Source organism: Sphingomonas sp. Leaf62 (assembly GCF_001421915.1).
GTDB lineage: Bacteria > Pseudomonadota > Alphaproteobacteria > Sphingomonadales > Sphingomonadaceae > Sphingomonas.
On record NZ_LMLN01000002.1, the window covers coordinates 172,506 to 195,811 of the forward strand.

Here is a 23,306-nt window from a genome sequence, read left to right on the forward strand (position 1 = left end):
GGCGACGCGTAAATTTTGGGTGTCAGATCCGCTCGCCGCTCAGCCTTTGGCAGACCATGTCGAGCTGACCGAGCGTAGAATAGCCGATGGTGATCGTTCCGCCCTTTTCGCTGAAGACGATGTCGACGTTCAGTCCCAGCACATCGCCCAGTTGCCGTTCGAGCGCGCGCAGATCGGCATCGCCGGCACCATCGCCCCCTGCGTCGTTCGACGACGGGCGCGGCGCCCGCGCTGGCTTGCCGTTGCGCGGTTCGCGGGCGTTGCGCGCCAGTCGTTCGGCATCGCGCACCGACAGCCCCTTGGCGACGACCTTCTCGGCGATCGTTTCGGCGCCCGGCACGTTGATGAGCGCGCGGGCATGTCCCATGCTCAACCGCTGGTCACCGACCATGTCCTGGATCGGCTTGGGCAGGTCGAGCAGCCGCAACAAATTGGTGACGTGGCTGCGCGACTTCGCGACCAGATGCGCCAGCGCCTCCTGCGTGTGACCGAATTCGTCGATCAGCCGGCGATAGCCTTCCGCCTCCTCAATTGCGGTCAGGTCGCGCCGCTGGATATTTTCGACCAGCGCGATTTCCATCGTCTCGGCATCGGTGAAGTCGCGGACGACCACCGGCACCTCATGCAGATGCGCCCGCTGCGCCGCACGCCAGCGACGCTCACCGGCAACGATCTGAAAGCCCTTGCCATGCGGACGGACGACGATCGGCTGGATGACGCCGCGCGCCGAGATCGATTCCGCCAGCTCGTCGAGCGCCGATTCATCGAAGAAGCGACGCGGCTGTCCGGGCAATGGCGACAGGGCGGTCACCGGCATCTGCCGTACTCCGCTCGGCGGCCCGGCATGACGCGGGGTCGAACTCTCGCCATCGGGTTCACCCAATAGCGAGCTGAGCCCCCGGCCCAGTGCGCCCGACCGTGGGCGGCGCGGAGCTGCCTGTTCGCTCATGCCGCCTCCGCCAGACCGGGCAGCCGGGCAATTACTTCGCGGGCAAGCGCGATATACGCTTCCGACCCGGCGCAACGATAGTCGTAGATGAGCGCCGGCATGCCGTGGCTAGGTGCCTCGGACAGACGGACGTTGCGCGGGATCACCGTATCGAACACTACTTTCCCCAACACCGCGCGCACATCGTCCGATACCTGATCGGTCAGCCGGTTGCGGCGGTCATACATTGTCAGCACCACGCCGAGGATCGCCAGCCCCGGATTGAACCGGCCGCGGATCCGCTCGACGGTCGTCAGCAACTGGCTAAGCCCCTCCAGCGCGAAGAACTCACACTGCAGCGGCACCAGCAGCGCATGGCTCGCCACCATGGCGTTGATCGTCAGCAGGCCCAGCGACGGTGGGCAGTCGATCAGGATCACGTCCCACTTGCCGCCGCTCGCCTCGACCACCCGATCGAGCCGGTGCGTCCGCGCCTCGAACTCGATCAGCTCGATTTCGGCACCTGACAGATCAACCGTCGCCGGGACGATCGACAGGCGCGGTACCCGCGTCGGGATTGCTGCTTCGTGCAGCATCATGTCGCCGACCAGCAGGTCATAGGTCGAATATTCACGATCGTTGCGGCCGATGCCCAACCCGGTCGAGGCATTGCCCTGCGGATCGAGGTCGAGGATCAGCACATCCAACCCGGTCGCGGCCAGCGCCGTACCGACGTTGATCGCCGTGGTGGTCTTGCCGACGCCCCCCTTCTGGTTCGCGATGGCAATGCAAATCATGCTTGGTGCACTCCCCTGGCGACCACGATCGACGATGTCGGATCGGTAATACTGTGTTCCACGTGAAACGTCCCGCGCCACGCGGCGCGCGCTTCGACCAGTTCCTCGGTCGCCGAACGTCCCTTGGGCAACACCCATATCGTATCGCCGTCGCTATGCCGATGGCCGATTGCGAATAAGGCGGCGAGTTTTGCGACGGCGCGCGCACTGATGATCGCCGCCGGACGGGTGGTCGGCAGCTTCTCGATCCTCGCCTGATGAACGACGATATTGGCCAGATCGAGATCGTCGGCGATCGCCGCCAACAACGCGGCGCGTCGTGCGCGCGGTTCGACCAGTACAACCTGCCGATCGGTCAGAATCGCTGCGACAATCCCGGGAAAGCCGGCCCCCGATCCGATATCGATCCAGTCGCCGGCATTTGCCGTTTTCGCCAACGGGATCAGCTGCGCCGAATCCAGCACATGCCGTTGCCAGATACGATCGACCGTCGATGCCGCAATGAGGTTCTGGTTCTCGGTCTCCGCAACAATCCGATCGGCAAAGCGCGCCAGCATGGCCGTCCGCTCCGCCCCGAACCGTTCGTCGATCCACGCCCGCGCTTCGGCTTCGGTCATGCCGCCAGCTTGCCCGAACGATGGTGCAGCAGGATCGCGACCAGTGCCGCCGGGGTCACGCCCTGAATGCGCCCGGCCGCCGCCAACGTATCGGGTGCCGCCGACGTCAGACGCTCCACCATTTCATTGGAAAGGCCGGGCACCGCCCGATAGGCGAAGTCGTCCGGCAGCTGCACATGATCGCCCTTCGCCGCCGCCAGTTCCGCTGCCTGTCGTTCGAGATACGGGGCATAGCGCGCGTCTTCGATCAATTCACCCAACACGTCATCCTGTCCGTCGATCCCGAGATGCTCCGGCCGAACCCCCGACACCAGCAGCCATTCACCGCCGCTGCGGGTATCGGTCCCTGCGACCGGCGCACCGTTGGTGGCCAGCGCGGTTGCCGAATGCCGGGCCGACAGCTGCTCCAGCAACACCGAACGCCGTTCGCTCCGCTTGGCCTGTTGCGTGATCCGCCCGGCCGACAACAGACCCGCAGCAGCACCGATCACGCCAAGCCGGGTCGCCGCATTGTCCGACCGGAGATGCAGCCGATACTCCGCACGCGCGGTCATCATCCGGTACGGCTCCGACACCCCCTGCAACACCAGATCGTCGATCATGACGCCGATATAGCTACTCTCGCGCGACAGGATCAGCGGCTCGAATCCCAGCGCCTCGCCGGCGGCGTTCGCGCCGGCGATCAGCCCCTGCCCGCCCGCCTCTTCATAGCCGGTCGTGCCGTTGATCTGTCCCGCGAAATACAGCCCGCCCAGCGCCCGCAACGCAAGCGTGGCCCCGAGCGCGCGCGGATCGATATAGTCATACTCGACCGCATAACCCGGCGTGACGATGTCGACGCGTTCCAGCCCGGCGACACTGCGCAGCATTGCCAGCTGCACATCGGTCGGCAGCGAGGTCGAGACGCCGTTGGGATAGACCAGATGCGTATCCAGCCCCTCGGGTTCGAGGAAGATCTGATGCCCGTCACGGTCGCCGAACCGATGCACCTTGTCCTCGATCGACGGGCAATAGCGGGGACCACGCCCCTCGATCGAACCGCTGAATAGCGGCGACCGGTCAAGCCCGGCGCGGATGATGTCATGCGTCTCGGCCGTCGTCCGGGCGATCGCGCAGGCAAGTTGCGGCAGTCGCTTCGCCGGATCGGACCGCGGCGACATCGTCCATATATCCGCATCGGACGGCTGTTCAGGAAGTGCCGCCCAATCGATCGTCCGGCCATCCAGCCGCGGCGGTGTCCCCGTCTTCAACCGGGCGATCGGCAACGACAAGTCGCGCAGCTGCCGACCCAGTCGGGTCGCCGCCCGCTCGCCGACCCGGCCCCCGATCGATCGCTCCTCGCCCCGAAACATCGTACCGGCAAGGAACGTACCCGTCGCAAGAACGACTGTCGGCGCTGCGATCCGGGTACCGTCGGCCAGTTCGACCCCGGTGACCCGGCCCGCGTTGGTCGTCAGCGCGGTGATATCGCCCGCCAGGATCGTGAGCTTGGGGTGCGCCAGCAATCCCCGCACCGCCTGCGCATAGCGGACCCGATCGGCCTGGACCCGGGGCCCCTGCACCGCCGATCCCTTCGACCGGTTGAGCATACGGTGATGGATCGCCGCAGCATCGGCGGCGCGTCCCATCAGCCCGTCGAGCGCATCGATCTCGCGAACGATATGCCCCTTGCCCAACCCGCCGATCGCCGGGTTGCACGACATCGCCCCGATCCGCGTCGGATCGAAATCGATCAACAGCGTCGTTGCGCCGCGTCGCGCCGCTGCCGACGCTGCTTCGGTACCGGCATGGCCGCCACCGACGATGATTACATCAAAGGTCATGTACTGGGTTCCACGTGGAACATCATTTGCCGATACAGAAGCGTCCGAACAGATCGTCAAGAACCGCTTCGGTCGCGCGCATTCCGGTCAGCGCCGCGAATGCCTGAACGCCATAGCGCAATTCTTCGGCCAGCAACAGCGGGTCGAGCTGCGTTGCAGCACGTCGCAGCGCCGCCGCCGCTGTCCGGGCGTGGCTTGACTGCCGCTGGTTCAGTGCCAGATCATCGACCTTCGGCAGCATTGTCGACGCTCGCTCCGTCAGCGCCTGCCAAAGTTCGGACAGCCCCTCCCCCGTTTCGGCGGACACCGCGACACGATCCGCCGGAACAGCTTCGCCACGGACGTCGCTGCGTGGATGTAAGGCAAGAACCGATGCGGCTTGCGGCGGCGCGTCGTCGCCCAACCACAGCACGATATCCGCAGTCGCGATCGAGTCCGTCGCACGATCGATTCCGATCCGTTCGACCGGATCGATGGCTTCGTTCCGCAACCCGGCCGTGTCGAGGAACAGCCATGCGATCCCCCCGCGCGTCACCGGAATCTCGATCACATCGCGCGTCGTTCCCGCGAGCGGCGACACGATCGCTGCCTTGCGACCGACCAATGCATTGAGCAACGTCGACTTGCCAGCATTGGGCGGTCCGGCCAGCACGACGCGGATGCCATCGCGCAGACGTTCGACCGGTGGCACTGCCAGCACTGCATCGATCGTATCGGCCAGTGTCGCCGCCTCGCGCCGGACGCCAGCCAGCACGTCGTCGCCGGCATCAACATCATCCTCATCGGCATGGTCGAGCACCGCCTCGACCATCGCCGACAGCCGCGTCGCAATGGCCGTCCAGTCCGCCACCGCGCGCCGCAATCGTCCGTCGCTATTGGCCAAGGCCATCCGCCGCTGCGCATCGGTTTCGGCCGACAATAGATCGCCAAGCCCTTCGGCTTCGGTCAGGTCGATGCGACCATGCGTCAGGGCACGCCGGGTGAACTCGCCGGGCTCGGCCACCCGCAGCCCGTCCATGCCGGACAGCGCCCGCTCGACACCGGCAACGACCGCCCGCCCGCCATGCAGATGCAGTTCGACCAGATCTTCGCCGGTCGCGGTCATTGGTCCCTGGAAGACCAGCACCAGCGCACGATCGAGCAACTGGTTATCCGCAGGGTCGCGTAGCGCACGGACGCCGGCATGCCGTGGTCGCGGGACGTTACCCGCCAACCGGGTGGCCGCACCGATTGCACCGGCACCGGAAATGCGCAGTACGGCGATCGCGGCGGGCGGACGTCCGCTCGACACCGCAAAAATCGTGTCAGCCGCCACGGCCCGCCGTTTCGAACATCTTGCGCCAGAACGTCATACCCGCCTCGCCCATCGGCGCCCAGCTCTGCATCAGCTGGTTCAGCAATTCGGGGCTGGCCCCCTTTTCCATCGTTTCGCCCAGCATGGCGACATAACGTTCGTGGATAGGCGTGAAGTCCGGCAAGCCCATCGCGCGCCGGGCTTCCTCCGGGGTGCACTCGACTTCGACGTTGATCTTCATGGCAGCCCTTCGCGTGGGAGTGATTGCACCACGATAGGCGGAAATTGCCCGGAATGCGACAACGCCCGCATTTCCGGGTGGGAAAGCGGGCGTTGGGTCTGGGGCGGACGCGGGCGTGGCCCGCGTCGTCGGTCGGGGCGTTGCCCCGCCGGCCGGATCGGCGCGTCTTCTGCGACAGCATGTCGCAGGGCGCGCTCGATCACTGATTCATGCTGTCGAAGAAATCTTCGTTGGTCTTCGAATTCTTCATCTTGTCGAGCAGGAACTCCATCGCGTCGATCGTGCCCATCTGCATCAGGATGCGGCGCAGGACCCACATCTTCGACAGCTTGGTCTTGTCGACCAACAGCTCTTCCTTGCGGGTGCCCGACTTGCCAACGTCGAGTGCCGGGAAAATGCGCTTGTCCGCGACCTTGCGGTCGAGGACGATTTCCGAATTGCCGGTGCCCTTGAACTCTTCGAAAATCACTTCGTCCATGCGGCTGCCAGTATCGATCAGCGCGGTGGCGATGATCGACAGCGACCCGCCTTCCTCGATATTGCGCGCCGCACCGAAGAAACGCTTCGGCCGCTGCAGGGCGTTCGCATCGACACCGCCGGTCAGCACCTTGCCCGACGACGGCACGACCGTGTTGTAGGCACGGCCGAGACGCGTGATGCTGTCGAGCAGGATCACGACGTCCTTCTTGTGCTCGACCAGCCGCTTGGCCTTCTCGATCACCATTTCGGCGACCTGGACGTGGCGTTGCGCGGGTTCGTCGAAGGTCGAGGACACCACCTCGCCCTTTACGCTGCGCTGCATGTCGGTGACTTCTTCCGGGCGTTCGTCGATCAGCAGGACGATCAGGAACACTTCGGGATGGTTGTCGGTGATCGCCTTCGCCATGTTCTGCAACATGACGGTCTTGCCGACGCGCGGCGGCGCGACGATCAGCGTGCGCTGGCCCTTGCCCTGTGGCGACACGATGTCGATCACCCGCGCCGACTTGTCCTTGACCGTCGGGTCGAGCTGATCGAGCGTCAGCTTGCTCTCGGGATACAGCGGTGTGAGGTTGTCGAAGTTGACGCGGTGACGGACCGCATCGGGATCGTCGAAATTGACCGACACCAGCTTGCTCAGCGCGAAATAGCGCTCGCCATCCTTCGGCGCGCGAACCTCGCCCTCGACGGTATCGCCGGTGCGCAGGCCATGCTTGCGCACCTGGTTCGGCGAGACATAGATATCGTCCGGCCCGGCCAGATAATTGGCCTCTGGACTGCGCAGAAAGCCGAAGCCGTCCTGCAACACTTCGATCGTGCCGACGCCCATGATTTGCTCGCCATTCTCGGCGCGCGCCTTCAGGATCGCGAACATCAGGTCCTGCTTGCGCATCGTCGACGCGCCTTCGACCCCGAGTTCCTCGGCCATCGAGACCAGTTCGGCGGGGGCGTGTTTCTTTAAATCTTTGAGATGCATCGGGGGGTGGTCCAGATCAGCGATGAGGAGGCAAGGTCGGCAAAGACAAGCGGACGCAAGCGGCTGGGACGGGCGCACCGAGGACCGGGCACCACTGCCGGATGGACTAGGTCGCGGCTCGCTTCAAGTCAAGCGTATCGCCCTGCTAAAACGGCTTCACCACCGCCAGCACCACCGCCGCGATCGCCGCCAGCGCCGGCAGTTCGTTCGCGAGCCGCAACTGCCTAGGCGTCAGCGTCGGCCGCCCCGCCGCCAGCTTGCGCGCATAGCCGACCGCCCAGCCATGATAGGCGCTGAGCAGCACCACTACGAGCAACTTGGCATGGAGCCACCCCAGCCCGGCCCCGCCGTCGAACAGGCCAACGTTGGCGGCGAGCAGCAGCCCGAGCACCCAGACGATCACCATCGCCGGCGTCAGGATCATCCGCCGGAGCAACGCCTCACGCCGGATCCAGCGCGGCGGCTCGGCCGGGTCGGCAAGCCCTTCCTGATGATGCACCAGATAGCGCGGCAGCATGAACAGCCCCGCCATCCAGAAAATGACGAACACGATATGCGCCGCCTTCACCCAGAGATACGCGCTGCCCAGAAACCCGCTCATGCCCGGCGCACCCGCGCCACCAGTCGCTCGACATGCGCGATCGGTGTGTCCTGCTGGATGCCGTGGCCAAGGTTGAAGACATGCGGCCGGTCGGTGAATGCCGCCAGCACCCGGTCGACCCCGGCATCGAGCGCCTCGCCCCCGGCGATCAGCAACAACGGATCGAGATTGCCTTGCACCGGCAGGCCCGCCGGCAATGCCGCGTTCGCCCAGACCGGATCGACGGTCTCGTCGAGGCCAATCGCATCGACCCCCGTCTCGCGCGCATAGGCGGCGAGCTTGCCACCCGCGCCCTTGGGGAAACCGATGATCGGCACGGTACACCGTGCCCGCAGTCCCTCGACGATCGCCACCGTCGGCGCGATCACCCAGCGTTCGAACTCGGCCGGCGCAAGACTGCCCGACCAGCTGTCGAACAGCTGTACCACCTCGACCCCGGCCGCGACCTGCCCCGCCAGATAGTCGATGGTCATCGAGACGATCCGGTCGATCAGCGTCTGCACCGCTGCCGGATCGCCATAGGCCATACGCCGGGCCTCGGCCTGTTCCCGGCTACCCTTGCCTGCGATCATGTACGTGGCGACCGTCCACGGCGATCCTGCGAAGCCGAGGAAGGTCGTCGTCGCTGGCAGGGAAGTCGCCACACCGCGAACCGTCGCATAGACCGGGTCTAGGATCGTCGTATCGGGCACCAGCGCGTCGATCCCCGCCCGCGTCCGCAATTCGGGCGCCAGTCGCGGCCCCTCGCCCGCCTCGAACCACAGCTTTTGCCCCAGCGCGTTCGGCACCATCAGAATGTCACTGAACAGGATCGCCCCGTCGAACGCGAAGCGGCGCAGCGGCTGCAACGTCACTTCGGTCGCGGCGGCCGGGTCGTTCACCAGATCGAGGAAGCCGCCCTTCTCGGCACGGAGCGCGCGATATTCGGGCAGATACCGCCCCGCCTGCCGCATGAGCCACAGCGGCGGCACGGACGGCTTTTCCCCGGCCAGCACCTGGAGAAGCGGTTTCGGGGATGCAGGACCGGTCAGCGTCGTCGCTCCTCTACCAAGAAGTAGAATCTAATAGGGTTGTTGGAAGTAGTTGGGCGGTGGGTAACGGGGCTTATGGTGGATTACCCGAAATGCCAACAGATTGACGGGACGAAACCCACGCGAGTCCGCCGATTCCCCGAATGTCATCCCCGTTATCCACAGGCTGTGGATAAAATTGCGGCCTGTGTCGGGATTGTGGATAACTCGGGATCGATATCGGGCTTTTCCACAGCTTGGCGGCGGGGGCGAGTTACGCTAGCCCCTGCCCCCGAGTTATCCACAGCCTTGTGCAGAAAGGCCCCGTATGCGGCTGCACCTCCACCTTCTGTCCGACTCCACCGGCGAGACGCTGGAGAATATCGCCAAGGCGGCGCTGGCGCAGTTCGACGATGTCGATACGATGCGCCATTTCTGGCCGATGGTGCGATCCGAAGCGCATCTCGAACGCATTCTGACCGAAATCGCGGTCAATCCCGGACTGGTCCTCTACACGCTGGTCAATCCGGCGATCCGGCGGATGCTGGAGGCACGCTGCGCCGCGCTGGGCCTGCCGATCGTCGCGCCGATGGACGCGGTCAGCCATGCGCTGTCGAGCCTGCTGGGGCAGGAGGCGAAGGCGCGTCCGGGGCGGCAGCACAGCCTCGACGCCGCCTATTTCGCGCGGGTCGATGCGATCCAGTGGACCATCGCCCATGACGACGGCATCGCGTCGGAGGATTGGGAAGAGGCGGACATCGTCCTCGCCGGCGTCTCGCGGTCCTCCAAGACGCCGACGTCGATCTATCTCGCCAATCGCGGGTACAAGACCGCCAATATCCCGATCGTCGTCGAAAGCCCGCCGCCGCCGATCCTGTTCCGGCTGAACAGCCCGCTGGTCGTCGGGCTGACGACCAGCGCCGACCGGCTGATCGCGATCCGCCGCAACCGGCTGTTGTCGCTCAACCAGATGCCCGACACCGATTATGTCGAACAGGATGCGGTGGTGCGCGAGCTGTCGTTCGCGCGGCGGATGTTCGCCGACAATGGCTGGCCGGTGATCGACGTCACCCGCCGCTCGATCGAGGAAACGGCGGCGGCGATCATCACCCTGTGCAACGAACGCCGTATCGAGCCGCGCGCATGAGCTTCGTCCTCGCCTCGATGAGTGCGACCCGCCGCGCCATGCTCGATGCCGCCGGCATCCCGCACGACGCGATCCCCAGCGGCCTCGACGAAGAGGCGGCGAAGGCGGCGCTGGCCGGCGAACATCTAAAACCTCGCGACCTTGCCGACGCACTCGCCGAAATGAAGGCGATGCGCGCCGCGACCCGCGTCGGCGGGGCGATGGTGCTCGGCGGAGATTCGGTGGTGGCGCTGGCCGACGGTACCGTCCTCGACAAGCCGGTCGACCGCGCCGATGCCGCCGCGCATCTGCGCGCGCTGTCCGGTGGACGCCACGACCTGTTCAGCGCGGCGGTGTTCGTCGAGGGTGGTCGTCCGGTCTGGCGGCATATCGGCCATGCCAGACTGACCGTCCGGCCGCTGTCCGACGCCTTTATCGAAACCTATCTCGACGCCGAATGGCCGGCGATTGCCGGCTGCGTCGGCTGTTTCCGGATCGAGGGGCCGGGCGTGCAGTTGTTCGACCGGATCGACGGCGATCACTGGACGATCCTCGGCATGCCCTTGCTCGAAATCGCGCGCTATCTGCGCCAACGGGGAATGTTGCCCGCATGAAGCCCTATGCCGAAGTGATCGGCGATCCGATCGCCCAATCCAAATCGCCGCTGATCCACGGCTTCTGGCTCGACCAGCTCGGCATCGATGCCGAGTATAAAAGGTTCCACGTGAAACCGGCGGCGTTGGCCGACTATTTCGCCGCGCGGCGGACCGATCCGAACTGGCGCGGCTGCAACGTCACCGTCCCGCACAAGCTGACCGCACTCGACCATGTCGCCGATCCGGGCGATGTGCGCGGATCGATCGGTGCGATCAACACCGTGTTCCGCGGCGAAGGCGGCGACTGGATCGGGACCAACACCGACGCGGCAGGTTTCCACGCTCCGATCGCCGGCCTCGACCTGATCAGACAACCGGTCGCGGTGATCGGTGCCGGTGGTGCCGCTCGCGCGATCCTGTTCGCGCTGTCGAAACTGGGCGTCGGCCGGGTAACCGTCCTCAACCGCAATCCGCTCAAGGCCGCCGCGCTGCTCGCAACCTTCGGGTTGAAGGGCGACGCGCTGCCGCTGACCGCGCCGCTGCCGTCGGTCAGGCTGCTGGTGAATGCCAGCACACTCGGCATGACCGGCCAGCCCCCGCTCGCCATTGATCTCGCGCCGCTGCCGCAGGATGCGGTGGTCTATGACGCGGTCTATGCGCCGATCGAAACGCCGCTACTGGCGCAGGCGCATGATCGCGGGCTCGACACGGTCGACGGCCTCGAAATGCTGGTTGGGCAGGCGGCGCTGGCGTTCGAACTGTTCTTCGGTGCCGCCCCGCCCCGCGATCGCGACGACGAACTGCGCGAACGACTGGTGGCGTGACCCATATCCTCGGCCTCACCGGCTCGATCGGGATGGGCAAGTCGACGGTTGCCGGAATGTTTCGTGATCTCGGCGTGCCGGTGTTCGATGCCGATGCGACCGTACACAGGCTGCAAGGACCGGACGGTGCGCTGCTCCCGGCGATCGAAGCGGCTTTCCCCGGCACGACCGGACCCGACGGCCTGCACCGCACAATCCTGCGCGACCGGATCTTCGACGACCCGGCGGCGCGCAATCGGCTCGAAGCGATTGTCCATCCCGCCGTCGCGGCCGAGCGGCAACGCTTCCTAGACGGCCATGCCAACGCACCGTTGGTCGTGCTCGACGTCCCGTTGCTGTTCGAAACCGGCGGCGATGCGCGATGCGACTCGGTCGCCGTCGTCACTGCCGCGCCCGATGTCCAGCGCGCGCGCGTTATGGCGCGCCCGACCATGACCGAGTCGGCCTTTGCCGCGATCCTCGCCTCGCAACTGCCCGACGCCGAAAAACGGCAGCGCGCGACGCATCTTATCCACACCGACACGACACTCGCCGCGACCAGGGCGCAAGTCGCCGCGCTCGTCGCTTGCATGGGGGGCGGCGAAGGCGGATAAGGTCGCAATGCGCGAGATCGTGTTCGATACCGAAACCACCGGCTTCAAATTTGCGGAAGGCGACCGGCTGGTCGAAATCGGCTGCGTCGAACTGGTCAACCGGGTCGAGACCGGCAATGTCTATCATGCCTATTTCAACCCCGGTCGATCGATGCCCAAGGAAGCGGAGGCGGTCCACGGCCTGTCCGATGCGTTCCTCGCCGACAAACCCGCCTTCCATACCGCGATCGACGATCTGTTGGCGTTCATCGGCGACAGCCCGCTAATCGCGCATAATGCGACGTTCGATTTCAGCTTTCTGAACGGCGAACTGGGTGCATGCGGGCGCGATCCGGTCTGTCTTACCCGCATGGTCGATACGCTGGCGATGGCGCGCAGCCGCCATCCCGGGGCCAAGCACACCCTCGACGCCCTGTGCGTCCGCTTCGGCATCGATCGCAGCCGCCGCGTGCTGCACGGCGCACTGCTCGACGCGCAGTTGCTGGCACAGGTCTATGTCGAACTGATGGGCGGTCGCCAGATCGGCTTCGGGCTCGACACCTCACCGACGATCATCGTCGAAACGGTCGGGATCGCTACGCCGGCAGCAGCACGTCCGGCGCGATATTTTGCGCCGAGTGCCGACGAACTTGCGGTCCACGCCGCCTTCGTCGCGACTTTGAAGGACCCGTTATGGGGCCAGTCTGCGACGTGAGGCGTTGACACCACCCGCTTTCAGCGGCTCACACGATTTCACAATGACGGAGGATTACATGGACATCCGGGTTTCGGGGCACCAGGTCGACACTGGGGACGCACTGAAGGAGATGGTCCAGGAGCGTCTCCAGGGCATCGCCGACAAATATTTCCAGCGCGCGATTTCGGCGAACGCGACCTTCAGCAAGGGGCCGCACGATAACGGCTTCGTATGCGACATCGTCTGCCACGTGACGCAGGGCCTCGTCCTGAAGGGGCATAATAGCGGACAGGAGGCGCAGGGCGCGTTCGTCGGTGCCGCCGACAAGATCGAAAAGCAGCTGCGCCGCTACACCCGCCGCCTGAAGGATCGCAACGCCGCACAGGTCGTCGCGATGAACGAGGCGGGTGGCTATGACAACGGCTTCGACAATGCCGGCTACACCGTCTTCGGCGGTGAGCAGGAGGAAGAGGAGGTTCCCGACGCCCCCCTCATCATTGCCGAAACCCGGGTCGACGTGCCCGATGCCAGCGTGTCCGACGCGGTGATGATGCTCGACTTGCGCAATACCAACGCTTTGCTGTTCAAGAACAGCGGCACCGGATCGTTCAATATGGTCTATCGCCGCCACGACGGCACGATCGGCTGGGTCGAGCCCAATCGCGCAGCCTGACTTGTACGATTTCCAGGATCTTTTGACGCCCGAAACGGTGCTGGCGAATAGCTCCGCCGGCACCCGCAAGGCGTTGTTTACCCACATCGCCTCCGTCGCCGCACCGGCGACGGAGGTCGATGCGAAGCTGCTTGCCGATCGCATGGCCGATCGGGAAAAACTGGGCACGACCGCATTCGGCGGTGGCATAGCCATCCCGCATGTCCGGTTCGACCCGCCCGGCGCGGTGCGCGGCGTCTTCTTGCGGCTGGCGCGTCCGATCGATTTCAGCGCGGTCGACGAATTGCCGGTCGATCTGATCTTCGCCCTGTTCTCCCCGGCCGATGCCGGCGGCGACCATCTGAAGGCGCTGGCCCGGGTTTCGCGCGCGCTGCGTGATGCGACGTTCCGGGCAAAACTGCGCGGGGCCGGTTCGGCCGACGCACTCTATGCATTGCTGTCGGGTGTCGAGGCGCGTGACGCTGCCTGACACGCCCGCCGGCGAAGCGGCGCATTTCCGGGCGTTGGAAGCACTCTATGCCGTCGCGCCGATCAACCGCATGTTCGATTCCCGGCTGGAAATCGTCGAGCCCGGCGTGGCGCGCATTCATTTCACCATCGATGAGCGCCATTTCCATGCCGCCGGCGCGGCGCATGGTACGACCTATTTCAAGATGCTCGACGATGCCGCCTTCTATGCCGCCAACAGTCTGGTGACCGACCGCTTTCTGCTGACCACTGCGTTCAACCTGCTGCTGCAACGACCGCTCGGTCCCGGACGGATCATTGCCGAAGGGCGCTGGGTCAGCGGCAAGCGACGCGTGTTCATCGCCGACGCGCATCTAATCGACGGCGATGGCGAGGAAGCGGCGCGCGGTACCGGCACCTTCATGAAAAGCCGCATCCCGCTCGCCACCCTGCCTGGCTACGCACAGGCATGAGCGACTGGCCGACGGCGTTGCGCGTCAACGCCTTTGTGCGCGCGGTGGAGAATGCCGGCGGCAGCGCGATGGTGCTCGCCCGGGGCGACCGGGATTCCGGTATCGTACTGCTGCTCGCCATCGATCGCGACGGGACCGTCCGCCTGTTCGAGCGCGAGCGCGATCTCGACGGACGATCGCGGATCGTCCAGCGCAAACCGGAGTTGGTAGGCGAAGCGGCGCTGACCGACTATTGGCGGGCACGTCGCACGCGTGACCCGGATATATGGGTGGTCGAGGCGATCGTCGCAGCAGTCGAACCGTTGGCCGCTGAAACGCTGTGGGCGAATTGACCTGTTAACCTTTGGGACCGTACCCGCTTTCCAACGAAGACAAGCGCTGGTCCGGTCAGGATTTCGATCGGTGGCGCAGTCGGGGGGCAGGCGCACGGGTTCCACGTGGAACGGGTTTGGCGTGCCGGTTCACCGCATAACAGTGACGACGGATGAAGCTGCGCTTCCCCATGGCGGTTGTTACCGCCATGACCTTTTTCGCCGGAACGGGCGCACCACTATCTGCCGAGGAAACCGCCTCGCCCGGACACGTTACCAACCTGTCCACCCCGGCAAAGGTTCCGGTGCAATTCGCCGCTCCTGCTGAAATCGTTCAGGATATTGCTGCCGCTAAGCCCGCCGTTGCGATCGACCCAGACAGCGATTTCGCCACGCTCGACGCCGCCGTCGCCGCCCAGACTGCGACGATCGACGACGCGGAACTCAACTGTCTCGCGATCGGCGTCTATTATGAATCGAAGGGTGAACCGCTTGCCGGGCAGCTCGCCGTCGCCGATGTCATCCTGAACCGCACCACATCGGGCCGTTTCCCGGCCTCGGTCTGCGGCGTCCTGACCCAGCGCGGCCAGTTTTCGTTCGTAAAAGGCGGCCGCCTGCCCGATGTCGATACCAGCCGTGCTGCATGGAAGACCGCCGTCGCCATTGCCCGCATCGCCACGCAGGATCTGTGGGACAGCCCGGCCGAAGGTGCCCTGTTCTTCCACGCCCGTCGGGTCAGCCCGAAATGGAGCCGCACCCGCGTCGCATCGCTCGGCAACCACATCTTTTATCGCTGAATTGCACCGACGGTCGCCGGAAGGCGCTTCCATCGTTCGCATAATGTTCTTATGATCGGCCGATGGCCAGTCTTGCCCTCGGCGTTCTGCCGCCCGCACCCGATCCCTATCCGCTGACCGCTGCCGAGGTTGCGCGCGGCGTCACCCGCATGTTGCTGGCCCATGATCTCACCGCGATGGCCGAAGTCCCGCTCGATGGCGGACGTCGCGCCGACCTCATGGCGATCGATGCCCGCGGACAGATCGTCATCGTCGAGATCAAGGTTTCGCGCGCCGACCTGCTCGGCGACGGCAAATGGACCGACTATCTCGGCTCCTGCGACCGCTATTTCTGGGCGGTCCCGGCCGGTTTCGATGTCGCACCGCTGCGCGGTGAGGCGTTCCTGCCCGATCGCACCGGCATCATCGTCGCCGACCGCTACGAAGCGACGATCCTGCGCGAGGCAGCGACGACCCCCCTGCCCGCCCATGTCCGCAAACGCTGCACCCTTGCCTTTGCCCGCCGCGCCGCCCGCCGGCTGATCGGTGCGATCGACCCGGACGCGATCCAGGGCTTCTGAGGCGGCGGTCGTCGTTTCGCGTCAAAACCGCCGCCACAGCGCTCCCGCTGCCCAGCCGAACCCGACCGACAGCAGCACCGCCGCCAGCCCGTACAGCACCGACGCATCCTGCGCCGCCATCGCCACGAACCGCTCGAATCCCGATTTGCGGATATCGATCTCGCGCACGGCGGCGGCCAGCACGCGGCCGTCGCGGATCAGGAACGTCTCGGCTGTGAACGTCCCGACCGGAACCCGCGCCGGAATGGTGATGTTGGCGCGGTATAGCACGTCGTCGGTAATCTCGACCGCGTTCGGTGCCTCGACATACAGTCCGGCACGCTGCCGCACCGTGACGAACCCCTTGGCAAAGCGCGCCTGATCTTCGGCGGACGTGCCCGCGCTGGGCGATAATTGCAGGCTGTCGAGCCCCAGTTCGTAGATCGCCCGCGTCCGTTCGTCGACGATCCGCTCGATCGGCCGCGCCGATGCGATCGCGTAGAAGGACGGAGCGGAGCGGTAGCGCATCTGGTCGGCGTTAACCCAGATTCCGGCAACCTTTTCCTTCTCGCGCACCACGATCGATTCGGGTGGCCCCTTGACGACCACCACGACCTCCGCCGGGGTATCGCCCTGCGGCACCCGCCCGCCGGGATAGAGGATTGCGCCGAACAGCAGCAGTTCGGCACCGGTAAAGCTGTACGCGATTCGCACGTCGCGGGTCGATACGTCGGGGACCAGCACCGGTGCCGCCGCCGCCATCGTCAGCGGGGCCAGCAGCGCGAGGATCAGCGCCCGCTTCATACCGGTTGCACCGTAAAGATATCGTCGGGCCGCCATCCTAGCCCGAGCGCCATGCGGAACGCCACCGCCAGCACGATGATCGCCAGCGCGAGCCGCAGATATTCGGGCTTGGCCCGTTGCGCGAACCGCGCCCCGATCTGTGCCCCGGTCACCGATCCGATCAGCAACAGCACCGCCAGCACGATATCGACCGCCTTGGTCGTCAGCGCATGGATCATCGTCGCCGCCGCGGTGACGAACAGGATCTGGAACAGCGACGTGCCGACCACCACCCGCGTCCCCATGCCGAGCAGATACAGCATCGCCGGCACCAGGATGAACCCGCCACCGACCCCCAGCAGCACGGTCAGGATGCCGGTCGCGAACCCCAGCAACAACGGCGCGAACGGCGAGATATACAGCCCCGACGCATAGAATCGCCACCGCAGCGGCAGCGCCGCGACCAGCGGATGGTGGCGTCGCCGCGCCGGTCGGGGCGGAATCGCGCCACGCAACACCCGCACGGCGACGATCGCCTCCTTGAGCATCAGCGCGCCGATCGACCCGAGCATCACCACGTACAGGATGGCGATGACGGTATCGATCTGCCCGCTCGATTGCAGCAGCCGGAAGATGCCCGCGCCCGCGATCGATCCCAGCACGCCGCCGGCGACCAGCACCCATCCCATACGGAAATCGACGCCGTCTCGCCGCAGATGCGCGAACACGCCCGACACGCTGGCCCCGGTCACCTGGCTGGCGGCCGACGCGGCGGCGACGGTCGGCGGAATGCCATAGAAGATCAGCAGCGGCGTGGTCAGAAACCCGCCGCCGACGCCGAACATCCCCGACAGGAACCCCACCCCGCCGCCCAGCAGGACGATGACCAGCGCATTGACCGACAGGTTGGCGATGGGAAGGTAGAGATCCATGGTCGCCCCGGTTACCGCGTTCGTGGCGCTTCGGCCAGCCAGACGCCTTAGACCCTGTCTGAAAACGCGCGGATGCGCGTTTTGCGGTACCGGTACCGCCTTGAAACTCGCTCTACCGCGCGTTTCCAAACGCGCCCTTAAAAGTCGCTGCCCAGCGTCAGGGCCAGCCCCGATCCCGGTGCGGCGCGTCCCGCCACGCGTTGCCGCCAGTCGAGCGACAGCCGCACCGCCTGCTTCGCCACCGGCAGCACCACGACCGCCGATGGCCCGATATCGACGCGCGCGCCCTCACGCTGCGCCACGCCCCAGCTGCCGACACCGATCCGCAACCGGCCCGATCCGACGCGGTACAGCGCCCGCACCGCGCCATCGGCATAGGGTTGCGCTTCCGCGCGCAGGACGACACCTGCCTGACCATAGCCTTCGACGACGATCCGCTCGCCGATCATGCGGTCGAGTCCGGCGATCACCCCCAGCCCGGTGCCGTTCGCGCCGCGATCGAGCGCGATCCGCCGTTCGGCGACGATCGCCACCGGCCCCCCGCCCGGTCGCCATTCGACTCCGACGGCCGCCTCGCTCCCCTGCCCCGCCAGCGGTGCGGCGACGCGCCCGACGACCGCAAGCCGATCGTTCGCGGCAACCGGCAGTCGCAGCCGCACCCCGGCCTGTCCGCCCCCGAGTTGCACCGGTCCGCCCGTCGCCGACCCGCCACGCACCGCCATCCACGCGCTGCCGGTCAGCCCCGGCCGGGCGACCGTCGGCGGCAGATCGGGTCGCGGCAGGACGGGCGTTTCCGCAACCGCGTTGTCGGGCAACGCGACCGCTGTCGCGACCGGCGCGACCAACGCAAAGTCCACCCGGTCAAGCGGCACGGCGCCAACCACGGAACGATTCTTCTGTGGATAAGACGGTGGAAAAGGGACAGTAGAACCCTGTGGATAACTCGTGCGTAACCCGTGCGCAGTCGCCACCGGTGCCGCCACGACCCGCGGCATCCCCAGCCCCGCCGCACCCCGTGTCACCACCTCCACCGCATCGGGCAGCAACAGCACCACCCGCATACCGATCCAACCGGCGGTGACGACCGCCAGAAATCGCACCGGTCGCCCCCGCCCCGGTGTCATCGGGCGGCCAGATCGGTTGGAAAATGATGCGCGGTCTTGTCCCAGCGGACCGGCTGCCCGCGCAGCAGCGCGGCATAGCGGATTATCGCCCGCCGCGCCGCGAACAGCGCGACGAAATTGCCGACGAAGACGCGCGGAATCGACCGCAGCGCCTCGCCCCGGCCATAGGCGCGCCGCACCATTTCGAACCGGACCGCCATCCGCCACCCGAACAGCGCGACATTGGCGAACAACACCCACAACATGCCCGTTTCGACCGACGCTGGTTCGCTGCCGCGCCACCAATGCAGCGCTTTGTCGATGCCCCATGTCACCAGCGCGATATAGGCGATCGCCAATACCGGGATCGCGAGGATGGTGCGCCGGTCGCGCATCCGCATCCAGTGATCGCGCCATCCGCGATGCCAGCCGGTACGGTCCCATCCTGCCAGCGCGATCCCGGTCATCCAGCGCGCCTTCTGCCGGATCGCGGTGCCGAGGGTCGCCGGAAAATAGGCCCGCACCGCGACCGGTGGCCCGTCCGGCGTTTCGAGCGCGCGGACGAACACCCCCCGCCCGCCCAACGCGCGGACGGTCAGGCCCAGCTCGTAATCCTCGGTCAGGCTGGCATCGTCGAACGGCAAACCGCCACGCGACTCGGCGATCCGCGCCAGCATCGAGGTCGATATCGCGCAGCCGACCCCGGCGAACGGCAACCCCGCGCCCAGCGCATCGCGCACCGGCAATTGCCGCCCATGCGATTCGGCGAATTCATCGATATAATGGCCCGATACCCAGCGCGACGCCGGATCGGGCAGCGGCAGCACCGGGATCTGCACCGCATCGGCGCGGCGCAGCAGATGATCGTACAGCCGCAGCTCGCCGGGATGCACCACATCCTCCGCATCGTGCAGGACGATCGCGGTGAACGCCCTGCCCTCCGCCGCGCCATCGGCCAGCACCGCCCGCCACAGCGCGTTGAGGCAATCGGCCTTAGTGGTCGGGCCGGGATGCGGGTTCAGGACCAGCCGGACGCGCGCGTCCTGTGCCGCCACCGCCGTGATCGCATCGATCGTCGCCCGGTCGTTGGGATAGGCACCGGCATAGAGCCGCCAGTCGGGATGATCGAACCGGCCCAGCGTCGCGCGCAGCATCGCGCCGATGACCGCCGCCTCGTCCCATGCCGGCACCAGCACCGCGATCCGCCCGCAACAGGTCGCGACCGGGAAATCGGCCATGACCGGCACCCCCGATCGACGCCACCGCATCCGGATCGCCCGCACGATATAGGCGAGGTCGACCGCCAGATCGTCGATCCCGCCGATCAGAAATCCGATCGCGGCAAACAACATGGTTTCGCGCGCGATCCCGTCGATCCACGCGATCGCCGCGTCCATGACAGCCCCCGATATGCCCCGGCCGCGACGCTAGTCGGCGGCGCGGCGGATCGGCAAGCGGGCTCAGACTAAGGCATGAGTGGGATGGTCAACTATTTGTGCACTGCAATTGAACCCTTGCGAGTCCCGGACGTTCGCAAAAACGGTCCTAAATCCCCTTTCGGGACTGGTGCCCCTGCGCACCGGCCGCGCCGAGCGTACCGACGGCGCGGCCGAACCGCGGGCCGGGCATAAGGCCCAGCCCGTTGTTTTTACCGATAGAAATTACGGACTACGTCGATTACCCGCCCACGCCGGGCATCGACCAGCACGACGTCGTCATAGTGACGGACCCAGCGCTGATACCCGCGCGCGGGCGGCAGGCGATAACGGCCGGGATCGTTCACCCAATAACGCTGTCCATAAAAGGGACGCCCGATCGCCGCGCCGGGGCGAAATGCCTGATAGCGGAACGGCGCGTTCCAGTTGCCGCGCGCATATGGCCGGCGATGTGCGCCGTGCCCCGCGTCGCCCCGCCACTGCCGCTCGCGCAATGTCTGGCGATAATCGGCACGGGCGCGTTCCAGATCGCGGCGCTCGTCGCGGATGTCGCGGCGATCGCCATGGCGCAGCGCCTGTCGATATTCGTGCCGGGCATCCTGATACTCGGCCCGGTCGCGCCGCAATTCGCGCGTCGATTGTGCGGCGGCCGGTGCCGCCATGGTCGGTACGGCGACCGTCGCGGCCAGCACGGCTAGAATGATCTTACGCATATACGCTCTCCCGTCATCGGTTGATGAGGACGGAATGGGCGATTCGCGCTGAACGATCGGCGAATGCGGTTGTCAGCTTTTTGAAAGGGTTCAACGGAAGCGTTCGTCCACGCCTTAACCCGTCATCCCCGCACGCGCGGGGATACATCGCCGTGACGCCGTTGATGAAACGTCGGCGTCGATCCCGACCAGCGCGGGAAGGACGTTCGCCCTCCAGCCCTTACTGCTGGCCCGGCCCCGGCCCACCCGTGCCCGGCGCACCGACGGTGCCGATATTGCCGAACAGGTCGCTGAAGAAGTTCGATTCGCGGCCCAGCGTCGGCGTTTTCTTGTCCGACGGGCTGATCCCGACGACCTGATCGACGCCGGTCCGGTCGATCTTGGTCACGTTGCCGGCCTGATCGAAGGTGATCTTCAGCGTCGTCTGGTCGACGGCGCGCGGGCGGTTGAACGCCAGATTGCGGCTGTCGCGCGACAGATAGAACCATTCGCGGTCCGAAAACTGCCCGACGAAGGTCGGCGTGCCCAGCGTTTGCAACACCGACTGGCGGGTATCGACGCCCGGCTGCACCGCGTTGACCAGATCGGGATCGATCACATAGCCCTGATGGCTGCGCAGCTTCGTGCAGCCTCCCAGGCCCGCCGCGGCACAGGCGATCATCAGCGCCACTGCGCCACGGGTGGGGAAGCGAACCATAAAATCTCCGTCCAGCGAACGCGCGACCGGGCCACACCCGATTGCATCGCGCGGCCACGCGTTCAATATGACGGACCCGCGCCATCCACAAGCGCGCCCTTGCCTGCCGGAGAACCATGCGTCTGCCTCGCCTGTTCCGTCGTGCGCCGCCCCCACGGGTCGCCGCCACCCTGTACGACGCGGTCGTCGCGCGCGGGCGGCAAACTGCATGGTATCTCGACGGACAGGTGCCCGACACGCTCGACGGGCGGTTCGACATGATCGCCGCCATCCTGTCGATGGTCATGCTCCGGCTGGAGGGCGAGGGGGCAGGGGCCGCGCCCGCCGCGTCGCTCGCCGAATGTTTCGTCGACGACATGGACGGACAGCTTCGCCAGATCGGCTTTGGCGACATGGTCGTCGGCAAGCATATCGGGCGGATGATGGCGATGCTCGGCGGGCGGATCGGCGCGTATCGCGACGGGCTGGCCGACGGTTCGTTCGAATCGGCGCTGGTCCGCAACCTGTATCGCGGCGTCGAACCCGATGCCCATGCGCTCGTGTACGTCGCGGCGCATCTGCGCCGGCTGCGCGCCGCGCTCGACGCCGTGTCGGTCGATGATCTTCTTGCCGGAAAGCTGCCCGAATGATCCCCGAATTCCACCGCCCCGTCCGCATCGACCAGATCGGGGAGGGCGAAACCCGCCAGCATATCGCCGCCGATGCCGACGAACGCCGCCGGCTGATGGGGCGGTTCGGCCTGCTTGCGCTCGATTCGCTGGAGGCGGACTATAGCCTGCACCGCGACGCCGGCGGCATCATCGCCACCGGCCGTCTGAAGGCCGAGGTCGCGCAGCCCTGCGTCGCCAGCGGCGAACCGGTGCCCGAATCGGTCGACGAACCCTTCACCCTGCGCTTCCTGCCCGAAGGCAGCGTCGATGGCGGCGAGTTCGAGCTCGACGACGAAGCGATGGACACGATGTTCTATGCCGGTGGGTCGATCGATCTGGGCGAGGCAGCGGCCGAAACGCTGGCGCTGACGCTCGATCCCTATCCACGCAGCCCCCGTGCCGAGGAGGTGCTGCGCACCGCCGGCGTGCTGAAGGAGGAAGAGGCGGGGCCGTTGTCGGCGCTGGGTGCGCTGAAGGATCTGCTGAAGAAGTAACGCTCAGGCGAGGCCACGCGCCAGCAGCACGGCGACCGCATCGGCCACCGCCTCCGGCGTCCGATCCTCGTCCCACACGCCGTAGCGCAGCCCCAGAAACACGTTCATGCCCATGATCGCCCAGGCATGGACCTCCGACACGTCGGCCGACACCTCGCCGCGATCCGCCGCCGCGCGCAGCCGGGCGGCGATCCGGTCTGCCGTCGTCGAATAATGAAGCCGAAAGCTGGCCGGATCGACGAATTCGGCTTCGTCGATGATGCGGTAGATTTCCTTGTGCGCCCGCACGAAGCGGATGAACTCCAGCAGTCCGGCGCGCTCCGCCGCGATCTGCCCATCGGCTTGCGCGATCGCCGGGGCGACATGATCGCGCACCTGTGCCGACATATCGGCGACCAGTGCGCGGAACACCGCGTCCTTCGAGTCGAAATAGGTGTAGAAACTGCCCAGCGCCACGCCGGCCCGCCGCGTGATCGCGCTGATCGATCCTTCGTGAAATCCGTTTTCCCCGAATTCGGCGGCGGCGGCGTCAAGGATCGCGCGACGGGTGCGGCGGCCGCGTTCGGTGCGCGGCGTCTTGTCGTCGTCGGTGCTGCTCGCGCCCGTTTCGGCCATAAAACATACTCTCCCGGTCCGGGCATAAGTTGAAACCCGGTTCAGCTTTCAGTATAGCCAA

At 66.4% G+C, this 23,306-nt stretch carries 29 protein-coding genes; 13 read left to right on the forward strand and 16 right to left on the reverse strand.

Annotation, left to right across the window (positions count from 1 at the left end):
* Positions 1-22: 22 nt before the first annotated feature.
* The 9 genes from ASE91_RS01555 to hemE all read right to left on the reverse strand — a co-directional run bounded on the left by ASE91_RS01555 (position 23) and on the right by hemE (position 8,788).
* Entirely contained in the window at positions 23-949 is a 927-nt protein-coding gene (locus tag ASE91_RS01555; RefSeq protein ID WP_056622036.1) for a ParB/RepB/Spo0J family partition protein, read from the reverse strand.
* A complete protein-coding gene (locus ASE91_RS01560) occupies positions 946-1,725 on the reverse strand; it encodes a ParA family protein (protein WP_055998819.1) in 780 nt (259 codons plus the stop codon). Before ASE91_RS01560 ends, ASE91_RS01555 begins: the two co-directional genes overlap by 4 nt.
* Complete coding sequence (rsmG, locus tag ASE91_RS01565; protein WP_055998817.1) at positions 1,722-2,342, reverse strand: 16S rRNA (guanine(527)-N(7))-methyltransferase RsmG; 621 nt, start codon at positions 2,340-2,342, stop codon at positions 1,722-1,724. Before rsmG ends, ASE91_RS01560 begins: the two co-directional genes overlap by 4 nt.
* A complete protein-coding gene (mnmG, locus tag ASE91_RS01570; RefSeq protein ID WP_056622038.1) occupies positions 2,339-4,165 on the reverse strand; it encodes a tRNA uridine-5-carboxymethylaminomethyl(34) synthesis enzyme MnmG in 1,827 nt (608 codons plus the stop codon). The genes rsmG and mnmG overlap by 4 nt, the downstream gene beginning before the upstream one ends.
* Positions 4,166-4,187: 22 nt before the next feature.
* Entirely contained in the window at positions 4,188-5,480 is a 1,293-nt protein-coding gene (mnmE, locus tag ASE91_RS01575; RefSeq protein WP_056622040.1) for a tRNA uridine-5-carboxymethylaminomethyl(34) synthesis GTPase MnmE, read from the reverse strand.
* The gene (locus ASE91_RS01580) at positions 5,470-5,700 is read right to left on the reverse strand and encodes a DUF6489 family protein (protein WP_055998811.1); all 231 of its coding nucleotides are present in this window, start codon (positions 5,698-5,700) and stop codon (positions 5,470-5,472) included. Before ASE91_RS01580 ends, mnmE begins: the two co-directional genes overlap by 11 nt.
* A gap of 199 nt (positions 5,701-5,899) precedes the next feature.
* Positions 5,900-7,156 (reverse strand): transcription termination factor Rho, encoded by a 1,257-nt coding sequence (gene rho, locus ASE91_RS01585; protein WP_055786574.1) that lies wholly within the window; start codon positions 7,154-7,156, stop codon positions 5,900-5,902.
* A gap of 145 nt (positions 7,157-7,301) precedes the next feature.
* Complete coding sequence (locus ASE91_RS01590; RefSeq protein ID WP_056622042.1) at positions 7,302-7,757, reverse strand: CopD family protein; 456 nt, start codon at positions 7,755-7,757, stop codon at positions 7,302-7,304.
* Positions 7,754-8,788, reverse strand: coding sequence for a uroporphyrinogen decarboxylase (gene hemE, locus ASE91_RS01595; RefSeq protein ID WP_056622043.1), 1,035 nt, complete (start codon positions 8,786-8,788; stop codon positions 7,754-7,756). The genes ASE91_RS01590 and hemE overlap by 4 nt, the downstream gene beginning before the upstream one ends.
* A 307-nt stretch (positions 8,789-9,095) precedes the next feature.
* Here hemE and ASE91_RS01600 point away from each other — a divergent pair, with 307 nt between their 5' ends.
* From ASE91_RS01600 to ASE91_RS01650, 11 genes are all read left to right on the forward strand, one after another.
* Positions 9,096-9,914, forward strand: a complete 819-nt coding sequence (locus ASE91_RS01600; RefSeq protein ID WP_055998804.1) for a pyruvate, water dikinase regulatory protein — start codon at positions 9,096-9,098, stop codon at positions 9,912-9,914.
* Positions 9,911-10,507 (forward strand): Maf family protein, encoded by a 597-nt coding sequence (locus tag ASE91_RS01605; RefSeq protein ID WP_082453751.1) that lies wholly within the window; start codon positions 9,911-9,913, stop codon positions 10,505-10,507. Before ASE91_RS01600 ends, ASE91_RS01605 begins: the two co-directional genes overlap by 4 nt.
* Positions 10,504-11,313, forward strand: a complete 810-nt coding sequence (locus ASE91_RS01610; RefSeq protein WP_055998802.1) for a shikimate dehydrogenase family protein — start codon at positions 10,504-10,506, stop codon at positions 11,311-11,313. Before ASE91_RS01605 ends, ASE91_RS01610 begins: the two co-directional genes overlap by 4 nt.
* Positions 11,310-11,906, forward strand: a complete 597-nt coding sequence (gene coaE, locus ASE91_RS01615; protein ID WP_082453752.1) for a dephospho-CoA kinase — start codon at positions 11,310-11,312, stop codon at positions 11,904-11,906. The genes ASE91_RS01610 and coaE overlap by 4 nt, the downstream gene beginning before the upstream one ends.
* Before the next feature lie 7 nt (positions 11,907-11,913).
* Positions 11,914-12,600 (forward strand): DNA polymerase III subunit epsilon, encoded by a 687-nt coding sequence (dnaQ, locus tag ASE91_RS01620; RefSeq protein WP_056622045.1) that lies wholly within the window; start codon positions 11,914-11,916, stop codon positions 12,598-12,600.
* A gap of 58 nt (positions 12,601-12,658) precedes the next feature.
* On the forward strand, positions 12,659-13,255 hold the full coding sequence (hpf, locus tag ASE91_RS01625; RefSeq protein ID WP_055998798.1) for a ribosome hibernation-promoting factor, HPF/YfiA family: 597 nt from the start codon (positions 12,659-12,661) through the stop codon (positions 13,253-13,255).
* Position 13,256: 1 nt separating this feature from the next.
* On the forward strand, positions 13,257-13,724 hold the full coding sequence (locus ASE91_RS01630; RefSeq protein ID WP_056622048.1) for a PTS sugar transporter subunit IIA: 468 nt from the start codon (positions 13,257-13,259) through the stop codon (positions 13,722-13,724).
* The gene (locus tag ASE91_RS01635) at positions 13,684-14,175 is read left to right on the forward strand and encodes a PaaI family thioesterase (protein ID WP_056622050.1); all 492 of its coding nucleotides are present in this window, start codon (positions 13,684-13,686) and stop codon (positions 14,173-14,175) included. Before ASE91_RS01630 ends, ASE91_RS01635 begins: the two co-directional genes overlap by 41 nt.
* Complete coding sequence (locus tag ASE91_RS01640; RefSeq protein ID WP_056622051.1) at positions 14,172-14,507, forward strand: DUF1491 family protein; 336 nt, start codon at positions 14,172-14,174, stop codon at positions 14,505-14,507. The genes ASE91_RS01635 and ASE91_RS01640 overlap by 4 nt, the downstream gene beginning before the upstream one ends.
* A gap of 188 nt (positions 14,508-14,695) precedes the next feature.
* Positions 14,696-15,283: a cell wall hydrolase gene (locus ASE91_RS01645; RefSeq protein ID WP_235530246.1), complete on the forward strand. Its 588-nt coding sequence runs from the start codon at positions 14,696-14,698 to the stop codon at positions 15,281-15,283.
* 62 nt (positions 15,284-15,345) lie between these two features.
* On the forward strand, positions 15,346-15,843 hold the full coding sequence (locus tag ASE91_RS01650; protein WP_056622055.1) for an MmcB family DNA repair protein: 498 nt from the start codon (positions 15,346-15,348) through the stop codon (positions 15,841-15,843).
* Positions 15,844-15,864: 21 nt separating this feature from the next.
* Here ASE91_RS01650 and ASE91_RS01655 read toward each other — a convergent pair whose 3' ends face one another.
* From ASE91_RS01655 to ASE91_RS01680, 6 genes are all read right to left on the reverse strand, one after another.
* Positions 15,865-16,626, reverse strand: a complete 762-nt coding sequence (locus tag ASE91_RS01655) for a TIGR02186 family protein (protein ID WP_056622057.1) — start codon at positions 16,624-16,626, stop codon at positions 15,865-15,867.
* Positions 16,623-17,537, reverse strand: a complete 915-nt coding sequence (locus ASE91_RS01660; RefSeq protein WP_055998785.1) for a sulfite exporter TauE/SafE family protein — start codon at positions 17,535-17,537, stop codon at positions 16,623-16,625. Before ASE91_RS01660 ends, ASE91_RS01655 begins: the two co-directional genes overlap by 4 nt.
* 137 nt (positions 17,538-17,674) lie before the next feature.
* A complete protein-coding gene (locus tag ASE91_RS01665) occupies positions 17,675-18,394 on the reverse strand; it encodes a hypothetical protein (protein ID WP_056622058.1) in 720 nt (239 codons plus the stop codon).
* Positions 18,395-18,657: 263 nt separating this feature from the next.
* Positions 18,658-20,037 carry a glycosyl transferase family protein gene (locus tag ASE91_RS01670; protein WP_056622060.1) on the reverse strand — a complete coding sequence of 460 codons (1,380 nt, stop codon included), beginning with the start codon at positions 20,035-20,037 and terminating at the stop codon, positions 18,658-18,660.
* A 251-nt stretch (positions 20,038-20,288) separates the two neighbouring features.
* Positions 20,289-20,789 (reverse strand): RcnB family protein, encoded by a 501-nt coding sequence (locus ASE91_RS01675; protein ID WP_056622062.1) that lies wholly within the window; start codon positions 20,787-20,789, stop codon positions 20,289-20,291.
* 220 nt (positions 20,790-21,009) lie between these two features.
* Positions 21,010-21,486 carry an outer membrane protein assembly factor BamE gene (locus ASE91_RS01680; protein WP_055999205.1) on the reverse strand — a complete coding sequence of 159 codons (477 nt, stop codon included), beginning with the start codon at positions 21,484-21,486 and terminating at the stop codon, positions 21,010-21,012.
* Between the two features lie 116 nt (positions 21,487-21,602).
* On the opposite strand from ASE91_RS01680, the gene ASE91_RS01685 reads away from it, so the two are divergent.
* The gene (locus ASE91_RS01685; protein ID WP_056622064.1) at positions 21,603-22,115 is read left to right on the forward strand and encodes a ubiquinol-cytochrome C chaperone family protein; all 513 of its coding nucleotides are present in this window, start codon (positions 21,603-21,605) and stop codon (positions 22,113-22,115) included.
* Positions 22,112-22,630: a YceD family protein gene (locus ASE91_RS01690; protein WP_056622066.1), complete on the forward strand. Its 519-nt coding sequence runs from the start codon at positions 22,112-22,114 to the stop codon at positions 22,628-22,630. The genes ASE91_RS01685 and ASE91_RS01690 overlap by 4 nt, the downstream gene beginning before the upstream one ends.
* Before the next feature lie 3 nt (positions 22,631-22,633).
* Here ASE91_RS01690 and ASE91_RS01695 read toward each other — a convergent pair whose 3' ends face one another.
* Positions 22,634-23,245, reverse strand: coding sequence for a TetR/AcrR family transcriptional regulator (locus ASE91_RS01695; RefSeq protein ID WP_056622067.1), 612 nt, complete (start codon positions 23,243-23,245; stop codon positions 22,634-22,636).
* Positions 23,246-23,306 lie beyond the last annotated feature (61 nt).